Genomic DNA, 15,018 nt, shown 5'->3' with positions numbered 1-15,018 from the left:
TCACTTCCGCATCATGTGATAGCTCAGCTCGCCGGGGTCGGTGAGATCAGGCACCTTCCAGCCGTCGAGGTCGTATTCTGCCATGCAGTCCTCGGCAAAGCCCTTGAAGCGGTCGGCATTGCCGGAGGCCTGCGCGCCGAACAGGCAGTAACGTCGGATCTCTTCGGTCGAACCGCCATAGTTGATCTCGTAGAGCTCATGGCGCCCGCCGAATTCGCTGCCGATGCAGTCCCACAGCAGTTTGAGCAGCTTGACGCGTTCCTCGGCCTTGTAGCCGTTGGAACCGCGCAGATAGCGATCGAGATAGGGGCGGATCTCGCCGTTCTTGAAGTCGCTGGAATGGCTGTTGAGGTAGATCAGGCCTGAGGCGACCGTTTGCTCGATCAGGTATTTTACCTTGGTGTAGGCCATGGTGGCGATGATCTGGTAGGCGTTTCCGGGATCCATGTTGGGCAGCTTGTAGTCGCCGATCCACGGCCTTGGATCGCGGACCATCGCATCCGACAGGCTCCAGAACAAATTGCGCCAGGCGATGACCTCGCCGACATTGGCCTGCACGCCGCGATAATCCTTGGTGCCGGCCGCTTCCGTCGCCTTCAGCAACAGCCCGCTGATGAAGTCGAGCTTGACGGCAAGGCGGGTGCAGCCGTGCACGACGAAGCGCGGCAGGAAGCCGGTGCGCGGGAAGAAGTTATTCGCCTTCTCGATGTCGCCATAGACGAAGACGTTCTCCCAGGGCACCAGCACCTTGTCGAGAATGAACACGGCGTCGTTCTCGTCCAGCCGGCTCGAGATCGGATAGTCGAACGGGCTGCCCATCACGCTCGCACTCATCTCGTAGGACGTGCGGCAGATGAATTTCACGCCGGGCGCATTGGTCGGCACCATGAACACAACCGCGAACTTCTTGTCCTGTAGCGGAATCAAGCCGTGATGGGCGACGAAGGTGTAGTTGGTCAGCACCGATCCGGTCGCGACCACCTTCGCGCCCGACACGATGATGCCGGCGTCGGTCTCCTTCTCGACATGGCAGCAGACGTCGGCGACTTCGTTTGGCGGACGGTCGCGATCGACCGGCGGGTGGATGATTGCGTGGTTGATGAAGGGCACGCGCTCCTGGCTGAACTTGTACCAGCGCTTCGCATTCTCCTGATATGGCTCGTAGAAGTCGGAGTTCGCTCCCAGCGTTGCGAGGAACGCGGCCTTGTAGTCCGGTGCTCGGCCCATCCAGCCGTAGGTGATCCTGGCCCATTCGGCGATCGCGTCGCGGCCGGCGATCATCTCGTCCACGTTTTTCGGTGCCTTGAAGAAGGCGTGCGTCACGCCGCCATTGCCGGTCTCGGTCGGCAGCAGCAGCCTGTCCTTGCGCTTCTCGTCATGGAGCGCGTCGTAGAGGCGGGCGACCATGCGCGCGGTGTTCCGGAAGGCGGGGTGCGTGGTGACGTCCTTGACCCGCTCACCATAGATGTAGACGGCGCGATCGTCGCGCAGCGAGTCCAGATATTCGGCGCCGGTCTGCGGGCGCGTGACCTTGACGTTGCCCGTGTGCTCCGGCGGGATCGCCGCCGCTGCGTTCGCCTGCGCCTTGCCTGCCATTAGCGTGACCTCCGCTCAATGTTCGATTATCGAACTTGTGTCCGTATTCCGAACTTGGCGCAACGATACGGCTGCACCTGCCGGTTGGCAAGGGGAGCGCTCCGATCAGACCGTCATCGAGGAGACCTGCCCGGCGATGCGGTTCAGCTCGGGCAGAAAGTGCTCGCGCATATCGTTGCGGGTCGTGCGGGTCGAGTGTGTCGACAAATTGATTGCGCCGACGGCCTGGCCGCCGCGGTCGAGCACCGGCACGGCGAGTGCGCGCAGGCCGAGTTCCAGCTCTTCATCGACGATGGAAAAGTGCTGCGCGCGGTCAGCGTGGATGCGATCGAACAGGGCCTGCGGATCGGTGATCGTCTGCGGCGTGTAGGCCTCGATGCGCTGCGACATCAGCCGCCGCCAGATCTCGGCCTCATCGAGATAGCCGAACAGCACCCGTCCGAGTGCGGTGTGCAGCGCCGGCAGGCGGCTGCCGACCGAGAGTGCCGCCGACATGATCCGGCGCGCAGGCACGCGCGCGACATAGACAATGTCATTGCCTTGCAGGATCGCTGCCGAACAGGATTCGCCGAGACGCTCGCTGAGCTCGCGCATCAGGGGCAGGGCGCGATCGATCCAGCTCTGCGTCGAGAGATAGGCAAACCCGAGCTCGAGAATTTTCGGCGCCAGGGAAAACGTCCGTCCATCCTGCGCGACATAGCCGAGCTGGGTGAGGGTGCGCAGCACGCGGCGCGCCGTGGCGCGCGACAGGTCCGCAACCCCTGCGGCCTCCGACAAGGTCATGGTCGGCCGAAGCCGGCCGAACGCGCCGAGCACCGCCAGGCCCTTGGCGAGCGTCGTCATGAACTCCTTGTCGTCCGGCTCGCTCTTGCGATGCCCGGGCTCGCTCTTGCGATGCCCGGGATCGCCCTGACGTTGCGCTGGGGATTGTGTCATGACGCGGCCTGTTGACTCGCTTTGGCCTCTGGCGGAGACTGGTCGAATTACGAACGTATGTTCGAATATCGAACGCCGGCCCGTGTGTCAATTCGCGATCCACGACGAGAATCCGGCGCATCCAGAGGGGAGGACGCGCAGATGACCTGCCACGAGAACGGTTCGACTCATCGCTCTCAGATCGATCGCCGCACGCTCCTGAAATATTCGGCCGCAACGGGCGCGGCCCTGTCGGTCGGATTGAAGGCGCCGGCGATCGCGCAAACGCGAGCGATCAAGCTCGGCTATGTCTCGCCGCTCACCGGGCCGCTTGCGGCCTTCGCGGAGGCGGACAATTTCATCATCGCCAATTTCAAGGACGCGACCAAGGCGGGCGCGAAGATCGGCAACGCCAACGTGCCGGTCGAGGTTGTCGTCAAGGACAGCCAGTCCAATCCGAACCGTGCCGCCGAGGTCGCGAAAGACCTGATCGTCCACGACAAGATCGATCTGATGCTCGTGGCGTCGACACCGGAGACCACCAACCCGGTCTCGACCCAATGCGAGATCGAAGAGGTGCCCTGCATCTCGACGGTTGCACCGTGGCAACCCTGGTTCATCGGACGCCAGGCCAATCCCGCCGGCGGGCCGCCGGCCTGGAGGGGCTTCAACTACACCTATCACTTCTTCTGGGGCCTCGAGGACGTCATCGCCGTCTTCACCAACATGTGGAGCCAGGTCGCAACCAACAAATCGGTCGGCGGACTGTTTCCGAACGACGGCGACGGTAACGCCTGGGGCGACAAGGTCGTCGGATTCCCGCCGGTGCTGGACAAGGGCGGCTACAAGCTCACCGATCCCGGCCGCTACCAGAATCTCACCGACAATTTCTCGGCGCAGATCGGGGCGTTCAAGTCGGCCAATTGCGAAATCATCACCGGCGTAGTGCTGCCGCCGGATTTCACTACTTTCTGGAAACAGGCGCTGCAGCAAGGATTCAAGCCGAAGGTCGCCTCGATCGGCAAGGCGATCCTGTTCCCGGTCGCGGTCGAGGCGTTGGGCAAGGACGGGCACAATCTGTCCTCCGAGGTCTGGTGGTCGCCGAACCACCCCTTCAAGTCGTCGCTCACGGGCGTGAGCGCCAAGGATCTTGCAGGCGCCTATCAGAGCGCGACCAAGAAGCAGTGGACGCAGCCGATCGGTTTTGCGCATGCGCTGTTCGAAGTCGCCATTGACGTGCTCAAGCGCGCACCTGATCGCGACGGCAAGGCCATTGCCGCGACGATCGCCGCCACCAATCTCGACACCGTCGTCGGCAAGGTGCAGTGGGGGGCTGCGAACCTGCCGCCGTTCGCCGCCAAGAATGTCGCGAAGACGCCGCTTGTCGGCGGTCAGTGGCGGTACAAGGACGGTAAATACGATATCGTCATCACCGACAACCGGACGGCACCGGCGATCCCCGTCGGCGGCCAGATGGAGGCTATCGCCTGATCGCGCGACGCGTTGACATCTCATGCTGCTGGAAGTCGCCGGCCTGAAGAAAAGCTTCGGCTCGATCATCGTCGCCGATGATCTTGACCTGCATGTCGCGGCCGGCGAGGCGGTCGGCATCATCGGGCCGAACGGCGCGGGCAAGACCACGCTGTTCAACATGATCGCCGGCGGCCTCTCTCCGGGCGCGGGCCACATTCGTTTCGATGGCCGTGATCTCGCGGGTGTGCCGCCGCAAGGACGCTGCCGCTCCGGCATCGGCCGCACCCACCAGATTCCGCAACCGTTCGAAAAACTCACCGTGTTCGAGAACCTGCTCGTCGGCGCCGTTTATGGCCGTCGCACGTCGGAGCGCGAGGCCGTGCAGTCCTGCGGGGAAATCCTCGAGCGGCTCGGCCTGCTCAGGCGCGCCAATGCGCTTGCAGGTTCGCTGACGCTCTTGGAACGCAAGCGACTGGAGATGGCACGCGCGCTCGCAACCGCGCCGCGGGTTCTGTTGCTCGACGAGATCGCGGGTGGACTGACCGAGGGCGAGTGCAGCGAGCTTGTTGCGACCATCCGCGAGATCCGCCGGACCGGCGTCGCGATCCTCTGGATCGAGCATGTCGTGCATGCATTGCTCGCGGTGATCGATCGCCTCGTCGTGCTGAATTTCGGGCGCAAGATCGCGGAAGGCGCGCCGAGGGAGGTGATGCAATTGCCCGAGGTGCACCAGATCTATATCGGCATCGAGGCGTGACGCATGGCGCTCCTGGAAACGCGCAATCTCACCGCCTTCTACGGTGATTTCCAGGCCCTCTACGGCATCGACACGATGCTGGAGAGAGGCGAGACCATCGCGATCATCGGCGCCAACGGGGCGGGGAAGTCGACCTTCCTAAAGACCATCGCCGGCCTCATTCACGGCGCCGATGACAGCGTCCTGCTCGACGGCGCACCGATCGGAGCCAAGCCCGCGGCCGAAATCGTCAGGCGCGGGATCGCCCTGGTGCCCGAGGGGCGGCGGCTGTTTGCGTCGCTCACCGTGGAGGAGAATCTGTTGATCGGGAGCTATGGCCGTAAGGCGCGAGGGCCGTGGACGCTCGATCGCGTCCAGGCGTTGTTTCCGATTCTGAAGGAGCGGCGGTCGTCGGCGACGCCGACCCTGTCGGGCGGACAGCAGCAGATGGCGGCGATCGGCCGCGCGCTGATGTCCAATCCCCGCATTCTCCTGTGCGACGAGATCAGCCTCGGTCTCGCGCCCATCATCATCGCCGACATCTACGCGAGCCTGCCGCAGATCAAGGCGGAGGGCACCAGCGTCGTGCTGGTGGAGCAGGACATCGTGCAGGCGATGAAGGTTGCTGACCGCGTCTACTGCTTCCAGGAGGGCCGGCTTTCACTGAGCGGCCGGCCACGCGATCTGACGCGCGAGCAGATCCATCGCGCCTATTTTGGCGCCTGAGATGACCGGCTGGCTCGATGCACTGATCCAGGGCGCGCTGCTCGGCGGCCTCTACGCGCTGTTCGCGGCGGGCCTGTCGCTGATGTTCGGCGTGATGCGGCTGGTCAACCTCGCCCATGGCGATCTCATCGTGCTCGCCGCCTTCGCCATTCTCGTCGTCGCGACCAAGCTCGGCCTCGATCCGTTCGTGGCTGTGATCTTGGCAAGTCCGATCCTGTTCGTGATCGGCTTCGCACTTCAGCACGTGCTCCTGAACCGGACACTCGGGCGCGACCTGCTGCCGCCGCTGCTTGTCACCTTCGGCCTCTCGATCATCGTCCAGAACGGCCTCTTGCAAACTTTCTCCGCCGACAGCCAGCGCCTGCGTTCGGGCGCGATCGAGACGGCGTCGATCCCGCTCGGGGGCGGCATTGCAGTCGGCGTCGTGCCACTGCTGACGCTGTTGTCCGCGATTGCCGTGATCCTCGTTCTCAACTTCATCTTCTATCGCACCCCGGTCGGCCGCGCCTTCCGCGCGACATCCGACGATCTTGAAGTCGCGCAACTGATGGGGATCGATATCAACCGGATATTTGCCACGGCGATGGGCGTCGCCTTTGTCGTGATTGCGATCGCCGCGCTCTTTCTCGGGCTGCGCGCGAATTTCGATCCGACCATCGGTCCCGCGCGGCTGATCTATGCCTTCGAGGCCGTGATCATCGGCGGGCTTGGCAGCTTCTGGGGCACGCTCGCTGGCGGCATTGTGCTAGGCGTGGCGCAAACCATCGGCGCGCGGATCGACCCCGAGTGGCAGATCCTGGCGGGCCATCTTGCCTTCCTGCTGGTGCTGGTCGTGCGACCGCGCGGCCTGTTTCCCCGCGCGCTCGATTGAAGGGAGGGATGATGGACGACAACGCCGCCAGGCCAACGCAGGCGTTCCGCATCGAGACTGCGAGCCGCGCCTCGCGCGCTGCTGCGGCCGCGGCTTGCATCGTCCTGCTCGTGTTGGTGCTGCTTCCGCTCGTCGCGGGCCGCAACCTCGTCCAGGATCTGATCTTCCTGTTCTACATGCTGGCGCTGGCGCAATGCTGGAACCTGCTGGCGGGTTACGCCGGCCTGATCTCGGTCGGCCAACAGGCCTTTGTCGGCCTCGGTGGCTACCTCTTGTTCGCGCTCACGCTGCTCGGCGGGGTCAATCCGCTGCTTGCGATTCCCATTGCGGGCGTCGTCTCGGCGCTGTTCGCATTTCCCACCGCACTGATCGTGTTCCGGCTGCGCGGCGCTTACTTCGCGATCGGCAGCTGGGTCGTGGCCGAGGTCTATCGGCTCGTCTTCGCCCAATTCAAGCCGCTCGGCGGCGGCACCGGAACGTCGCTGACGCCGGCGGTGACGTCGTCGGTCCCCGGCATCGAATCGATCAAGGCGTTGCTCGACCTGCGGACGCCGGCGGCGCGCGACATCGTCTCCTATTGGGTGGCGCTGGCGCTGATGACCGCCACGCTCGGCTTCGTCTATCTGGTCCTGCGCTCGCGCCGCGGGCTCGCGCTCGGCGCGATCCGCGATCACGAGGCCGCCGCCTCGGGCCTCGGCGTCGACGTCTATCGCATCAAGCTCGCAGTCTATGTCGCCACCGCCGCCGTGACCGGCATGATCGGAGCGCTGATCTACTTGCAGAAGGCGCGCATCTCGCCGGACGCCGCGTTCTCGGTGCTCGACTGGACCGCCTATGTGATCTTCATCGTGGTGATCGGCGGCATCGGCACCATGGAAGGTCCGGTGATCGGCGCGATCATCTTCTATCTGATGCAGCGCTATCTTGCCGATTTCGGCGCCTGGTATCTCATTCTCCTGGGGACGCTCGCGATCCTGATCATGCTGTTCGCGCCGAAGGGCCTCTGGGGTCTGCTCTCCGAGCGCTACGATGTAACGCTGTTTTCGACACGACGTCGGCTCGTCGTTGACGGCAAGAACGGCCGCGCCTGACGCAATTCGTTTCGGGGAAGAGCTGACATCGCTTTGGCATCTACCGCCGCGATCGACGAATGCGCAGCGTTAAATGAGCTGCTCCGCGCGCAGCGTCGTCTCGATCTCGGCGAGGATGCGCGCCAGCCGGTTGGCCCATGTCGTCTCGCCGGCCTGGTCGGAGATCAGGTCCTGGCGGATTTCGATGCCCGAGTTCAGCAGGCCGCGCATTTCGCCGTGCACAGGGATCGTGTAGTCGGTCTCGTCGCCGACCGCATAGGGTTCGTTGTCGCCGACCACGAGATCGTCATCGCGGCGCAGATGCCGCAGCAGCAACGGCGGCAACACCCTGTCGCGGTGATAGAGCGTGCCGATGTGCCACGGCCGCGCGATGCCGGCATAAACCGGGGTGAAGCTGTGCAGCGACAACAGCACGGTCGGCATGCCCTGATGCAGCCGCTGGTCGATGACCTCGTCTATGCGCCTGTGATAGGGATCAAAGATCTGCGTGCGCCGCATCTCCGCATCCTCACGCGACAGGCCTTCATTACCGGGAACGGTGGTCGCTTCGCTGATCAGCGGGATCGAGCCTGCGACATGTGGCGGGCGGTTGCAGTCGATCACGAGCCGCGAGTAGCGCTGCGCGATCAGATGCGCGTCGAGCCGATCGGCAAGCTGCGCTGCCACGCCGGCAATTCCGATGTCCCAGGCGATGTGCCGCACGAGCTCGCTATCGGGCAGCCCGAGATCGCCGAGCGAGCCCGGAATCAGCCGGCCATAATGGTCGCTGGTCAACAGGAACGGAGAGCGGCCGGCAGCATTATGTTCGAGGACCGGTGAGACGTCGGTGGTTGCGAGCAGGAGCGAGGGACTACCGACGTGTTTCAAGATCATTTCCCCAACTTTGCCCATTCAGGCGGCATGCCGATGCGGAATTGAGCAGCTTTCTCTATAGATTAAAGCGCCCAGAATCACGATGATTGTTCGACGATGCCGCTGCTGAGTATTCATCACAAGACCGTTTATCGCTACTCGCGCCCGGTGGCGTTTGGCGAGCACCGCGCCATGCTGCGCCCGCGTGACAGCCACGATCTGCGGCTGCTTGGCAGCGAGCTTGCGATCGATCCGCAGCCGATGTCGCTGCGCTGGATCCACGATGTGTTCGGCAATAGTGTGGCGATCGCGGCCTTCGACAAGCGCGCCGACACCCTGTCCTTTGTCTCGACGGCGACCGTGCAGCACAATCCGGCTGATACGTTCGCGTTGACGCCCGCCGACCCCGCTTATTTCTATCCATTTCTCTATGACGACGAGGAATTCCCCGACCTGCAGCAATTCATTACGCCGCAATACGGCGACCCGAACGGCGAACTGTCGGCCTGGGCGCGGCGCTTCCTCGACATCAAGGCACAGACGTCGACGTTCAAGATCCTGAGCAGCATGACCCACGGCATCCGCGAGGACTTCAGTTACCGCAAACGCCATGAGCGCGGCACCCAGCATCCGCTCGACACGCTGCAGACGAGGTCCGGTTCATGCCGCGACTATGCCTTGTTTATGATCGAGGCGCTGCGCCGGCTCGGCATCGCCGCGCGCTTTGTCTCCGGCTATCTCGCGATGCCTCCCGGCCGCGCGCATGGCTATGTCGGCGGCGGCTCGACGCACGCCTGGGTGCAGGTCTACCTGCCGAGCGCTGGCTGGATCGAGTTCGATCCCACCAACGGCATCGTCGGCTCGCACGATTTGATCCGAGTCGCGGTCGCGCGCGATCCGCGCCAGGCGATCCCGCTGCACGGCCTCTATCTCGGACCAACGGATGCTTTCGAGCGTATGGATGTCGAGATCAGCGTCGCTTCGGCCGTCGAGGGCATGGAGCAGGAGAGGGCCTGACGATGGAGATCAAAGTCGGCTTCGAGATCACTTATGCCGCGGCGCAGCCGACGCCGATGGTGATCATGCTGTCGATCCATCCCTCGCGCTATTCCGACATCGTCGGCACCGAGCGCATCGTCACCGAGCCCGACGTGCCGATCGGCTTCTATCGCGACGGCTTCGGCAATGTCTGCGGCCGGCTGGTCGCGCCCGCTGGCGGCATCACCTTCCGAGGGCATGCGCTGGTGCGCGATTCCGGGCTGCCCGACGTCGTCAATCCCGCCGCCGAGCAGATCCCGATCGAGCAACTGCCCGACGAGGTACTGCTCTATCTGATGCCGAGCCGCTATTGCGAGACCGACAAGCTGACCGACATCGCCTGGTCGCTGTTCGGCAATGCGCCGCCCGGCTGGGCACGGGTGCAGGCGATCACGGAGTTTGTCCACAATCACGTGACGTTCGGCTATCAGCACGCCCATCACATGAAGTCGGCGCATGACGTCTACGAGCAGCGCGCCGGCGTCTGCCGCGACTTCGCGCATCTTGCACTGACCCTCTGCCGCTGCATGGGCATCCCGGCGCGCTACTGCACCGGCTATCTCGGCGACATCGGCGTGCCTCGGGACCCGGCGCCGATGGATTTTTCCGGCTGGTTCGAGGTCTACCTCTCGGGCCAGTGGTACACGTTCGATGCCCGCCACAACGTGCCGCGGATCGGCCGCATCCTGATGGGCACCGGCCGCGATGCCGCCGACGTGGCGCTCACCACGAGTTTTGGCCGCATGACGCTCGCCAAATTCCTGGTCGTCACCGATGAAGTGGTAGCGGCGTGACGTGGCATCTCGTCGGTGCGAGGGGCGGCGGCGACGAAGCGATCCATTACTGCGATCCGATGGATTGCTTCGCTCGGCCCACAATGACATAGAGGGCCATGATCTCCGACCGCCTGTTCGTCTATGGCACGCTGATGCGTGGCTTCGACCATCCGATGGCGAAGCTGCTGTCGGCAAATGCAGACTTCCTCGGCGAGGCGTGCTGCCACGGCCGGCTCTATCTCGTGAAGCACTATCCTGGCCTGGTTAAGTCCGACGATCCCAACGACATCGTCCATGGCGAACTGTTTCGTTTGCGCGAGCGCGAGGCAATGCTGCGCGAGTTCGACATGTATGAAGCCTGCGGCGACGGCTTTCCGCCGCCGACCGAATATGTTCGCGAAATGCTGCCAGTTGCGCTCGCCGACGGCCGCAGCGGCGAGGCGTGGACCTATCTCTACAACTGGCCGGTGACGCAACTGCCGCGGATCGAGTCAGGAAAGTTTCTCGACCACTAGATCATGATCCGGATCAGCGTGGGGCGGCTTCCTTCGCGACAAACGCGCTGCGGTTGCGATACAGGCCCCATGCTGATGCACGCGGACAATCGAGGTGTCGATCATCTGGGCGGCGGCAAGTGCGTCCATGATACGGCCCCAGACATCAGCCAGCCGACAAACGGTCGAAAATGCCCCAAAGCAGACCATGCCGATGGAAGCCGCCATACGAACGCCGTCCCCCGACTGATCAGTCAATCAAACGGCTCAGTTGCGGGTGCGAACCCACAGTGTGCTCACTTGAAATCTCGTCGAAAAATTGTAGCGTTAACTCGTCACCAACGAAGTGTGTCGGCCTGATGCGACTTTGCAGCGAGTACTGAACTGCGGCGGACCGCATGTTTCACGCCTTCTGATCGCGTGAACAACCCGCATGGACATTGGTCGAATGGCTACTTTAGCTCACGCCAAAGAAGTCTTGGGCAGAACGGGATGGCTGTCGCAGCAGCCCGAGGCATTTCAAGCTGAGATTTGGCGCAAGGCTTTGCTTCAGCGCTTTATGCCCGACGATGTCGTTTTTCGGGTAGGCGACCCTATTGGCGGCATCTATGGAATTATTTCTGGCGCGGTGACCGTCACGACTTCCCCCGTCACTGCGGCGCCGCGTCTATTTCATGTCGGCGTCCCCGGTGATTGGATCGGTGAAGGGCCCTTCCTGGTCAAGGAGCCACGGCGAGTTGGAATGCAGGCCGCCATTGAAACGTGGATGGTATATCTGGCGGTCACCGCTATGGAGGAGATTGCAAGTCATGATCCCCTGGCGGTAAGACGATTTACCAAATTGCTCATGATGAATCTCGATACGCTTGTGAAGGCCTTCTATGATCTCCATTCACCGGATGAGCTATTCCGGGTTGCAGCAACGCTCGAACGCATTACGTCACATCGTGAAAATATCGTACCGCTTTCCCAAAGCGATATTGGCGTAATTTCCAATACCTCTCGCAAGCAGGTAAATGCTGCGCTCAAGCACTTCGAAGCCGCGGGGTGGCTTAGGCGGGGTTATCGCTCGATGGTGATCACGGATAGAGCTGGCCTCACTCAATTCATAAAGGAAAAGCGGCTCGACTAACAGCAACGTCAACTGGATCGAGTCTGCCGCCATCACATTTTTGTAATTGTACCGGCGGGTACAATCGCTGTTGCGGCGTAAGTTTATTCCTCCTGCCAATCCGATCTGCCGTGTTCGAGGCAACGCTTGGACGCGGGAGTGTGATCGACATTGGATGAAGATGGAGGACGCCATGGCACATGCGCTCGATTCTTCGGCCGTCGCGAACAAGTCGAGCCGGGCATTCGCAGCATTCCTGCTCAGCACGGTCGTGATGGTCTCAACAGCTGCGGTTGCAGCCGAGAAGGTGACCCCGGACAACTATGTCGAAGCCGAGGTTGATATCACCTTCTCCCAAATCGTCCGCGAAGTTGGTTCAAACAAATTCCGCCATGACCGCTCGCTGATTCCACTCGACAAGCAGCCCGCGGTGACGATGAACCGCGATACCATTTACTCTTTCGGCATCTTCTATGCCCCGAAGGGCACCACAATCACCCTTCCGAAGTCCAAGGATGACCGCTACCAGTCGGCGATGATCCTGCAGACTGATCACTACATCGACCAGACGTTTTATGCGGCGGGAACATTCGAAATCAGTTCCCAGACTGAATTCTCTGGCATAGCAATCCGCACGCAAGTCGACGCGACCGCCCCGGAAGACGTGAAATACGTCAATTCGCTTCAGGACCAGATCGTCGTCAAGCTGCCGCCGGGAGCCGTTGCCAAGGACTACAAGCCGCGCGACTGGGATATGCCGAGTCTTGAAGCATTGCGCGCCAAGTATCGGGAAGAGGCCAAGGCGCTTCCCAACCTGAACGAAACCTCCGGCGCACACGGCACCCTCGACCCTCACAAGCAGCGCCTTGGCGTATCGGTGGCGCTCGGGCTGCAGCCGCCGCAACACGCGATGTACATCTATCGGGACTACGGCCTGAAAGGCAGCGAATGTTATCGAGCCACTTACTCGAAGCCTGGCTTCAACGATAAGGGATTCTTCTCGTTCACGATGTACGGCGCAGACAAGTATATTCATAGCGAGCGCTCGACGCTGAACAACCACGTGATCACATCCAATCCGGATGACACGTTCACTATTCACTACGGACCCCAGTCAGCCTGCGGCGACGTTCCGAACAGGTTGGATGCGCCCGGCGACAATTGGTACCTCGGCGTGCGCATCTACCGCCCAGTCGACGGGATCATCAAGGATGGGTACGCGATGCCTGTTCCCCAGTTGGTGAAGCGCTGACGATTGTCGGCTTCGCAAGACCATATGTCAAAATTACTGATATCACTGGCTTCGTTGCAACAGAGGAGATGCAGTCATGAACCTCTATTGTCAGTCCGCTGTGGTGCTCGCTTGCATGACCGTCACGGTGTCAACCTTGCCATTGGCAGGACTTGCGCAGGACAAGTCGGTCACAGCCGCTGCAGCATTGGATGAGGCGACGATCTCGGACGCCTATGTGTATCTGCTAGGTCGAGCCGTGGTGATCCGCCAGGAGCAGGCCGATCTCAAGGAGAAGGGCATCGGCTACAACGTCATCAAATACAACCCGATCGGCAAGCCGCTGGAATGGGTCAATCCAAACCTCGATGTAACCAACAACGAAGCCTGGATTTTGGTGGACGACAACACGCCGGCCTTGCTGGAGATCCCGCGCATTGAAGGGCGGTATTACACCGCCCAGATCCTTGACGAATGGGGCGAGGTGATCACCAATATCAACCCGCGCAATTATCCGCAGCATCCGTCCGGAAAATACGCTTTGGTAGCGCCGGGCTCGAACGCCGAGATTCCTGCCGACGCGGTGCGGATCGAATTGCGCTCGCCCAAGGCAAAGATGCTGGCGCGCGTTGAACTTAGAGGCGATCCTGAGGGCGCGGTCGCGCTGCAGAAGCGGTTCAAGCTTGCGTCCCTCGGGCAGCCGAAAGTCACGCCCGCTTTGCCGATGGCCACTTTTGACAACGCGAAACTGATCGGCGTTGAACTCTTTGACAACGTGGACAAGGTCCTCGCCAGCGCACCGGACGTTTCGCCGGTAGCCGCTCAGTTGCAGGCAAAGGTGCGCGATGTCGCAAGGCTCGCAGCCGATCCGAAGCATCGCGCGAACATCGACAATCTCCTGCGTACGAAGATCATTCCAGCCTTCCAGAAATATTCGGTGGCTGAGGCTGGCGCCATCAAGAACAACTGGATCGGCACGACAGTGATCGGAAACTATGGCGACGACTTCGCCATCCGTACCGCTGCGAACTACGTAGGCCTCTGGGCCAACGCGCGCCATGAAGTCATCTATTTCGTGACGACCCGCGATGCCGACGGCAAACCGCTCGACGGCTCGCGAACCTATGTCATCGACTTCCCCAAGACAGGCCTGCCGGATGAAGTCGTCAATGCGTACTGGTCACTGAGCGTGGTTGATGTGCCCGGCTTCGTGGCCGTGCCAAATAGATTGAATCGCTACACGTTTAACAGCGTCACGCCGCCCAAATCAGAGGCCGATGGATCATTAAAGATCTTTCTCGCCCCCAAGTCGGGGCCTGACGTTCCTGAATCGAACTGGCTCCCGGCTCCCGATGGCAAGCCGTTCTCCCTCACCTTCCGCACCTACGTGCCCAAGGACATCGTCAAGCGCGGCGATTGGTTTCCGCCGGCCATAATTCCGGTGAACTAGTCTTCCCTGATCACGCGGACGTCGACCTCGCGCTCGACATAGGCCCATTCCTCGGTGGCGCGCAGCATGCCGACGAGTTCGTCGAACAGCGGCACGTGCTCGGGCGAAAATTCGAACCAGGTCAGGAAGTCGAAGGGCACGCCCAGATCGCGCGAGTGGTAGAGTTGGCGGGCGATCGCCGGCAGGTATTTCACGGTGCCCGCGATGTGCTGCGACTTGTCCTCGAAGATTTTGCGCCGCTCGTCCTGGGTGAGTTCCCACCATTCCGCCGATTTCCGGATCGGGATCAGCGCCGCATGCGTCGCTTCAGGCCGGCCGAGCCCGGCCTGCGCGGCGGCGAGTTGCTCCTTCTCGGCCGTCTCGGTATAGCGCAAATGGCTGAGGACGCCGGCGAGCCGCCACGAGGTCTGGGAAGGCAGAAGCGGCAGCGCGATCGCCTCGCTCGCAATGACCGACAGCGCCGCCACCTTCGGCAGCGTTTCGCCCTTGATCCTCGCGACCGAAGTCACCTTCCAGCCGCCGCTTTGTCCGCCCCGGAACGTCGTGAACATGGCCTATCCAAGCGCGGAAGCGGGCGGGGTTCAAGTTGGCTGCAGCCCCTCTCCACCGTCATTTCCGGGGTAGCCCTGCGGATTGAGCCGTGGAATGAGGGGGCCTG

At 62.3% G+C, this 15,018-nt stretch carries 15 protein-coding genes and 1 pseudogene; 11 read left to right on the top strand and 5 right to left on the bottom strand.

Annotated elements, in window-relative coordinates; all coding sequences use genetic code 11:
- Positions 1 to 1,596: a 4-hydroxyphenylacetate 3-hydroxylase N-terminal domain-containing protein gene (locus JQ553_RS10935; RefSeq protein WP_212499948.1), complete on the bottom strand. Its 1,596-nt coding sequence runs from the start codon at positions 1,594 to 1,596 to the stop codon at positions 1 to 3.
- Between the two features lie 105 nt (positions 1,597 to 1,701).
- Entirely contained in the window at positions 1,702 to 2,532 is an 831-nt protein-coding gene (locus JQ553_RS10930; protein WP_212499947.1) for an IclR family transcriptional regulator C-terminal domain-containing protein, read from the bottom strand.
- A gap of 141 nt (positions 2,533 to 2,673) precedes the next feature.
- On the opposite strand from JQ553_RS10930, the gene JQ553_RS10925 reads away from it, so the two are divergent.
- Genes JQ553_RS10925 through JQ553_RS10905 form a run of 5 tightly spaced genes read left to right on the top strand, consistent with a single transcriptional unit; the run spans position 2,674 to position 7,408 of the window.
- On the top strand, positions 2,674 to 4,002 hold the full coding sequence (locus JQ553_RS10925) for an ABC transporter substrate-binding protein (RefSeq protein ID WP_212499946.1): 1,329 nt from the start codon (positions 2,674 to 2,676) through the stop codon (positions 4,000 to 4,002).
- A gap of 22 nt (positions 4,003 to 4,024) precedes the next feature.
- Positions 4,025 to 4,741, top strand: coding sequence for an ABC transporter ATP-binding protein (locus JQ553_RS10920; RefSeq protein ID WP_212499945.1), 717 nt, complete (start codon positions 4,025 to 4,027; stop codon positions 4,739 to 4,741).
- Between the two features lie 3 nt (positions 4,742 to 4,744).
- Positions 4,745 to 5,446 (top strand): ABC transporter ATP-binding protein, encoded by a 702-nt coding sequence (locus JQ553_RS10915; RefSeq protein WP_212499944.1) that lies wholly within the window; start codon positions 4,745 to 4,747, stop codon positions 5,444 to 5,446.
- Position 5,447: 1 nt separating this feature from the next.
- Entirely contained in the window at positions 5,448 to 6,317 is an 870-nt protein-coding gene (locus JQ553_RS10910) for a branched-chain amino acid ABC transporter permease (protein WP_212499943.1), read from the top strand.
- 11 nt (positions 6,318 to 6,328) lie between these two features.
- A complete protein-coding gene (locus JQ553_RS10905; protein ID WP_212499942.1) occupies positions 6,329 to 7,408 on the top strand; it encodes a branched-chain amino acid ABC transporter permease in 1,080 nt (359 codons plus the stop codon).
- 69 nt (positions 7,409 to 7,477) lie between these two features.
- Here JQ553_RS10905 and JQ553_RS10900 read toward each other — a convergent pair whose 3' ends face one another.
- Entirely contained in the window at positions 7,478 to 8,281 is an 804-nt protein-coding gene (locus JQ553_RS10900; protein WP_212499941.1) for an N-formylglutamate amidohydrolase, read from the bottom strand.
- Between the two features lie 96 nt (positions 8,282 to 8,377).
- On the opposite strand from JQ553_RS10900, the gene JQ553_RS10895 reads away from it, so the two are divergent.
- The 3 genes from JQ553_RS10895 to JQ553_RS10885 all read left to right on the top strand — a co-directional run bounded on the left by JQ553_RS10895 (position 8,378) and on the right by JQ553_RS10885 (position 10,589).
- A complete protein-coding gene (locus JQ553_RS10895; protein ID WP_212499940.1) occupies positions 8,378 to 9,277 on the top strand; it encodes a transglutaminase family protein in 900 nt (299 codons plus the stop codon).
- A 2-nt stretch (positions 9,278 to 9,279) separates the two neighbouring features.
- A complete protein-coding gene (locus JQ553_RS10890; protein ID WP_212499939.1) occupies positions 9,280 to 10,092 on the top strand; it encodes a transglutaminase family protein in 813 nt (270 codons plus the stop codon).
- Between the two features lie 98 nt (positions 10,093 to 10,190).
- The gene (locus tag JQ553_RS10885; protein ID WP_212499938.1) at positions 10,191 to 10,589 is read left to right on the top strand and encodes a gamma-glutamylcyclotransferase; all 399 of its coding nucleotides are present in this window, start codon (positions 10,191 to 10,193) and stop codon (positions 10,587 to 10,589) included.
- Between the two features lie 36 nt (positions 10,590 to 10,625).
- On the opposite strand, the pseudogene JQ553_RS10880 reads toward JQ553_RS10885, so the two are convergent.
- Positions 10,626 to 10,745 (bottom strand): annotated as a pseudogene (locus JQ553_RS10880) (IS5/IS1182 family transposase); the annotation flags it as partial.
- A gap of 256 nt (positions 10,746 to 11,001) precedes the next feature.
- Here JQ553_RS10880 and JQ553_RS10875 point away from each other — a divergent pair.
- From JQ553_RS10875 to JQ553_RS10865, 3 genes are all read left to right on the top strand, one after another.
- Positions 11,002 to 11,700, top strand: coding sequence for a Crp/Fnr family transcriptional regulator (locus tag JQ553_RS10875; RefSeq protein ID WP_212499937.1), 699 nt, complete (start codon positions 11,002 to 11,004; stop codon positions 11,698 to 11,700).
- Between the two features lie 172 nt (positions 11,701 to 11,872).
- Positions 11,873 to 12,931, top strand: coding sequence for a DUF1214 domain-containing protein (locus JQ553_RS10870; RefSeq protein ID WP_212499936.1), 1,059 nt, complete (start codon positions 11,873 to 11,875; stop codon positions 12,929 to 12,931).
- A gap of 76 nt (positions 12,932 to 13,007) precedes the next feature.
- On the top strand, positions 13,008 to 14,360 hold the full coding sequence (locus JQ553_RS10865; RefSeq protein WP_249144155.1) for a DUF1214 domain-containing protein: 1,353 nt from the start codon (positions 13,008 to 13,010) through the stop codon (positions 14,358 to 14,360).
- Here the strand turns inward: JQ553_RS10865 and JQ553_RS10860 are convergent.
- Positions 14,357 to 14,911 carry a chlorite dismutase family protein gene (locus JQ553_RS10860; RefSeq protein WP_212499935.1) on the bottom strand — a complete coding sequence of 185 codons (555 nt, stop codon included), beginning with the start codon at positions 14,909 to 14,911 and terminating at the stop codon, positions 14,357 to 14,359. The genes JQ553_RS10865 and JQ553_RS10860 overlap by 4 nt on opposite strands.
- Between the last annotated feature and the right edge of the window lie 107 nt (positions 14,912 to 15,018).

It is taken from the genome of Bradyrhizobium lablabi, assembly GCF_018131005.1.
GTDB classification, from domain to species: domain Bacteria; phylum Pseudomonadota; class Alphaproteobacteria; order Rhizobiales; family Xanthobacteraceae; genus Bradyrhizobium; species Bradyrhizobium lablabi_D.
This window is presented reverse-complemented; position numbering and strand designations above follow the sequence as displayed.

What these genes read in the sequence shown, in the direction of transcription:
- JQ553_RS10935 (WP_212499948.1), bottom strand. Translation starts at nt 1,596, where the DNA reads ATGGCAGGCAAGGCGCAGGCGAACGCAGCGGCGGCGATCCCGCCGGAG.
- JQ553_RS10930 (WP_212499947.1), bottom strand. Translation starts at nt 2,532, where the DNA reads ATGACACAATCCCCAGCGCAACGTCAGGGCGATCCCGGGCATCGCAAG.
- JQ553_RS10925 (WP_212499946.1), top strand. Translation starts at nt 2,674, where the DNA reads ATGACCTGCCACGAGAACGGTTCGACTCATCGCTCTCAGATCGATCGC.
- JQ553_RS10920 (WP_212499945.1), top strand. Translation starts at nt 4,025, where the DNA reads ATGCTGCTGGAAGTCGCCGGCCTGAAGAAAAGCTTCGGCTCGATCATC.
- JQ553_RS10915 (WP_212499944.1), top strand. Translation starts at nt 4,745, where the DNA reads ATGGCGCTCCTGGAAACGCGCAATCTCACCGCCTTCTACGGTGATTTC.
- JQ553_RS10910 (WP_212499943.1), top strand. Translation starts at nt 5,448, where the DNA reads ATGACCGGCTGGCTCGATGCACTGATCCAGGGCGCGCTGCTCGGCGGC.
- JQ553_RS10905 (WP_212499942.1), top strand. Translation starts at nt 6,329, where the DNA reads ATGGACGACAACGCCGCCAGGCCAACGCAGGCGTTCCGCATCGAGACT.
- JQ553_RS10900 (WP_212499941.1), bottom strand. Translation starts at nt 8,281, where the DNA reads ATGATCTTGAAACACGTCGGTAGTCCCTCGCTCCTGCTCGCAACCACC.
- JQ553_RS10895 (WP_212499940.1), top strand. Translation starts at nt 8,378, where the DNA reads ATGCCGCTGCTGAGTATTCATCACAAGACCGTTTATCGCTACTCGCGC.
- JQ553_RS10890 (WP_212499939.1), top strand. Translation starts at nt 9,280, where the DNA reads ATGGAGATCAAAGTCGGCTTCGAGATCACTTATGCCGCGGCGCAGCCG.
- JQ553_RS10885 (WP_212499938.1), top strand. Translation starts at nt 10,191, where the DNA reads ATGATCTCCGACCGCCTGTTCGTCTATGGCACGCTGATGCGTGGCTTC.
- JQ553_RS10875 (WP_212499937.1), top strand. Translation starts at nt 11,002, where the DNA reads ATGGACATTGGTCGAATGGCTACTTTAGCTCACGCCAAAGAAGTCTTG.
- JQ553_RS10870 (WP_212499936.1), top strand. Translation starts at nt 11,873, where the DNA reads ATGGCACATGCGCTCGATTCTTCGGCCGTCGCGAACAAGTCGAGCCGG.
- JQ553_RS10865 (WP_249144155.1), top strand. Translation starts at nt 13,008, where the DNA reads ATGAACCTCTATTGTCAGTCCGCTGTGGTGCTCGCTTGCATGACCGTC.
- JQ553_RS10860 (WP_212499935.1), bottom strand. Translation starts at nt 14,911, where the DNA reads ATGTTCACGACGTTCCGGGGCGGACAAAGCGGCGGCTGGAAGGTGACT.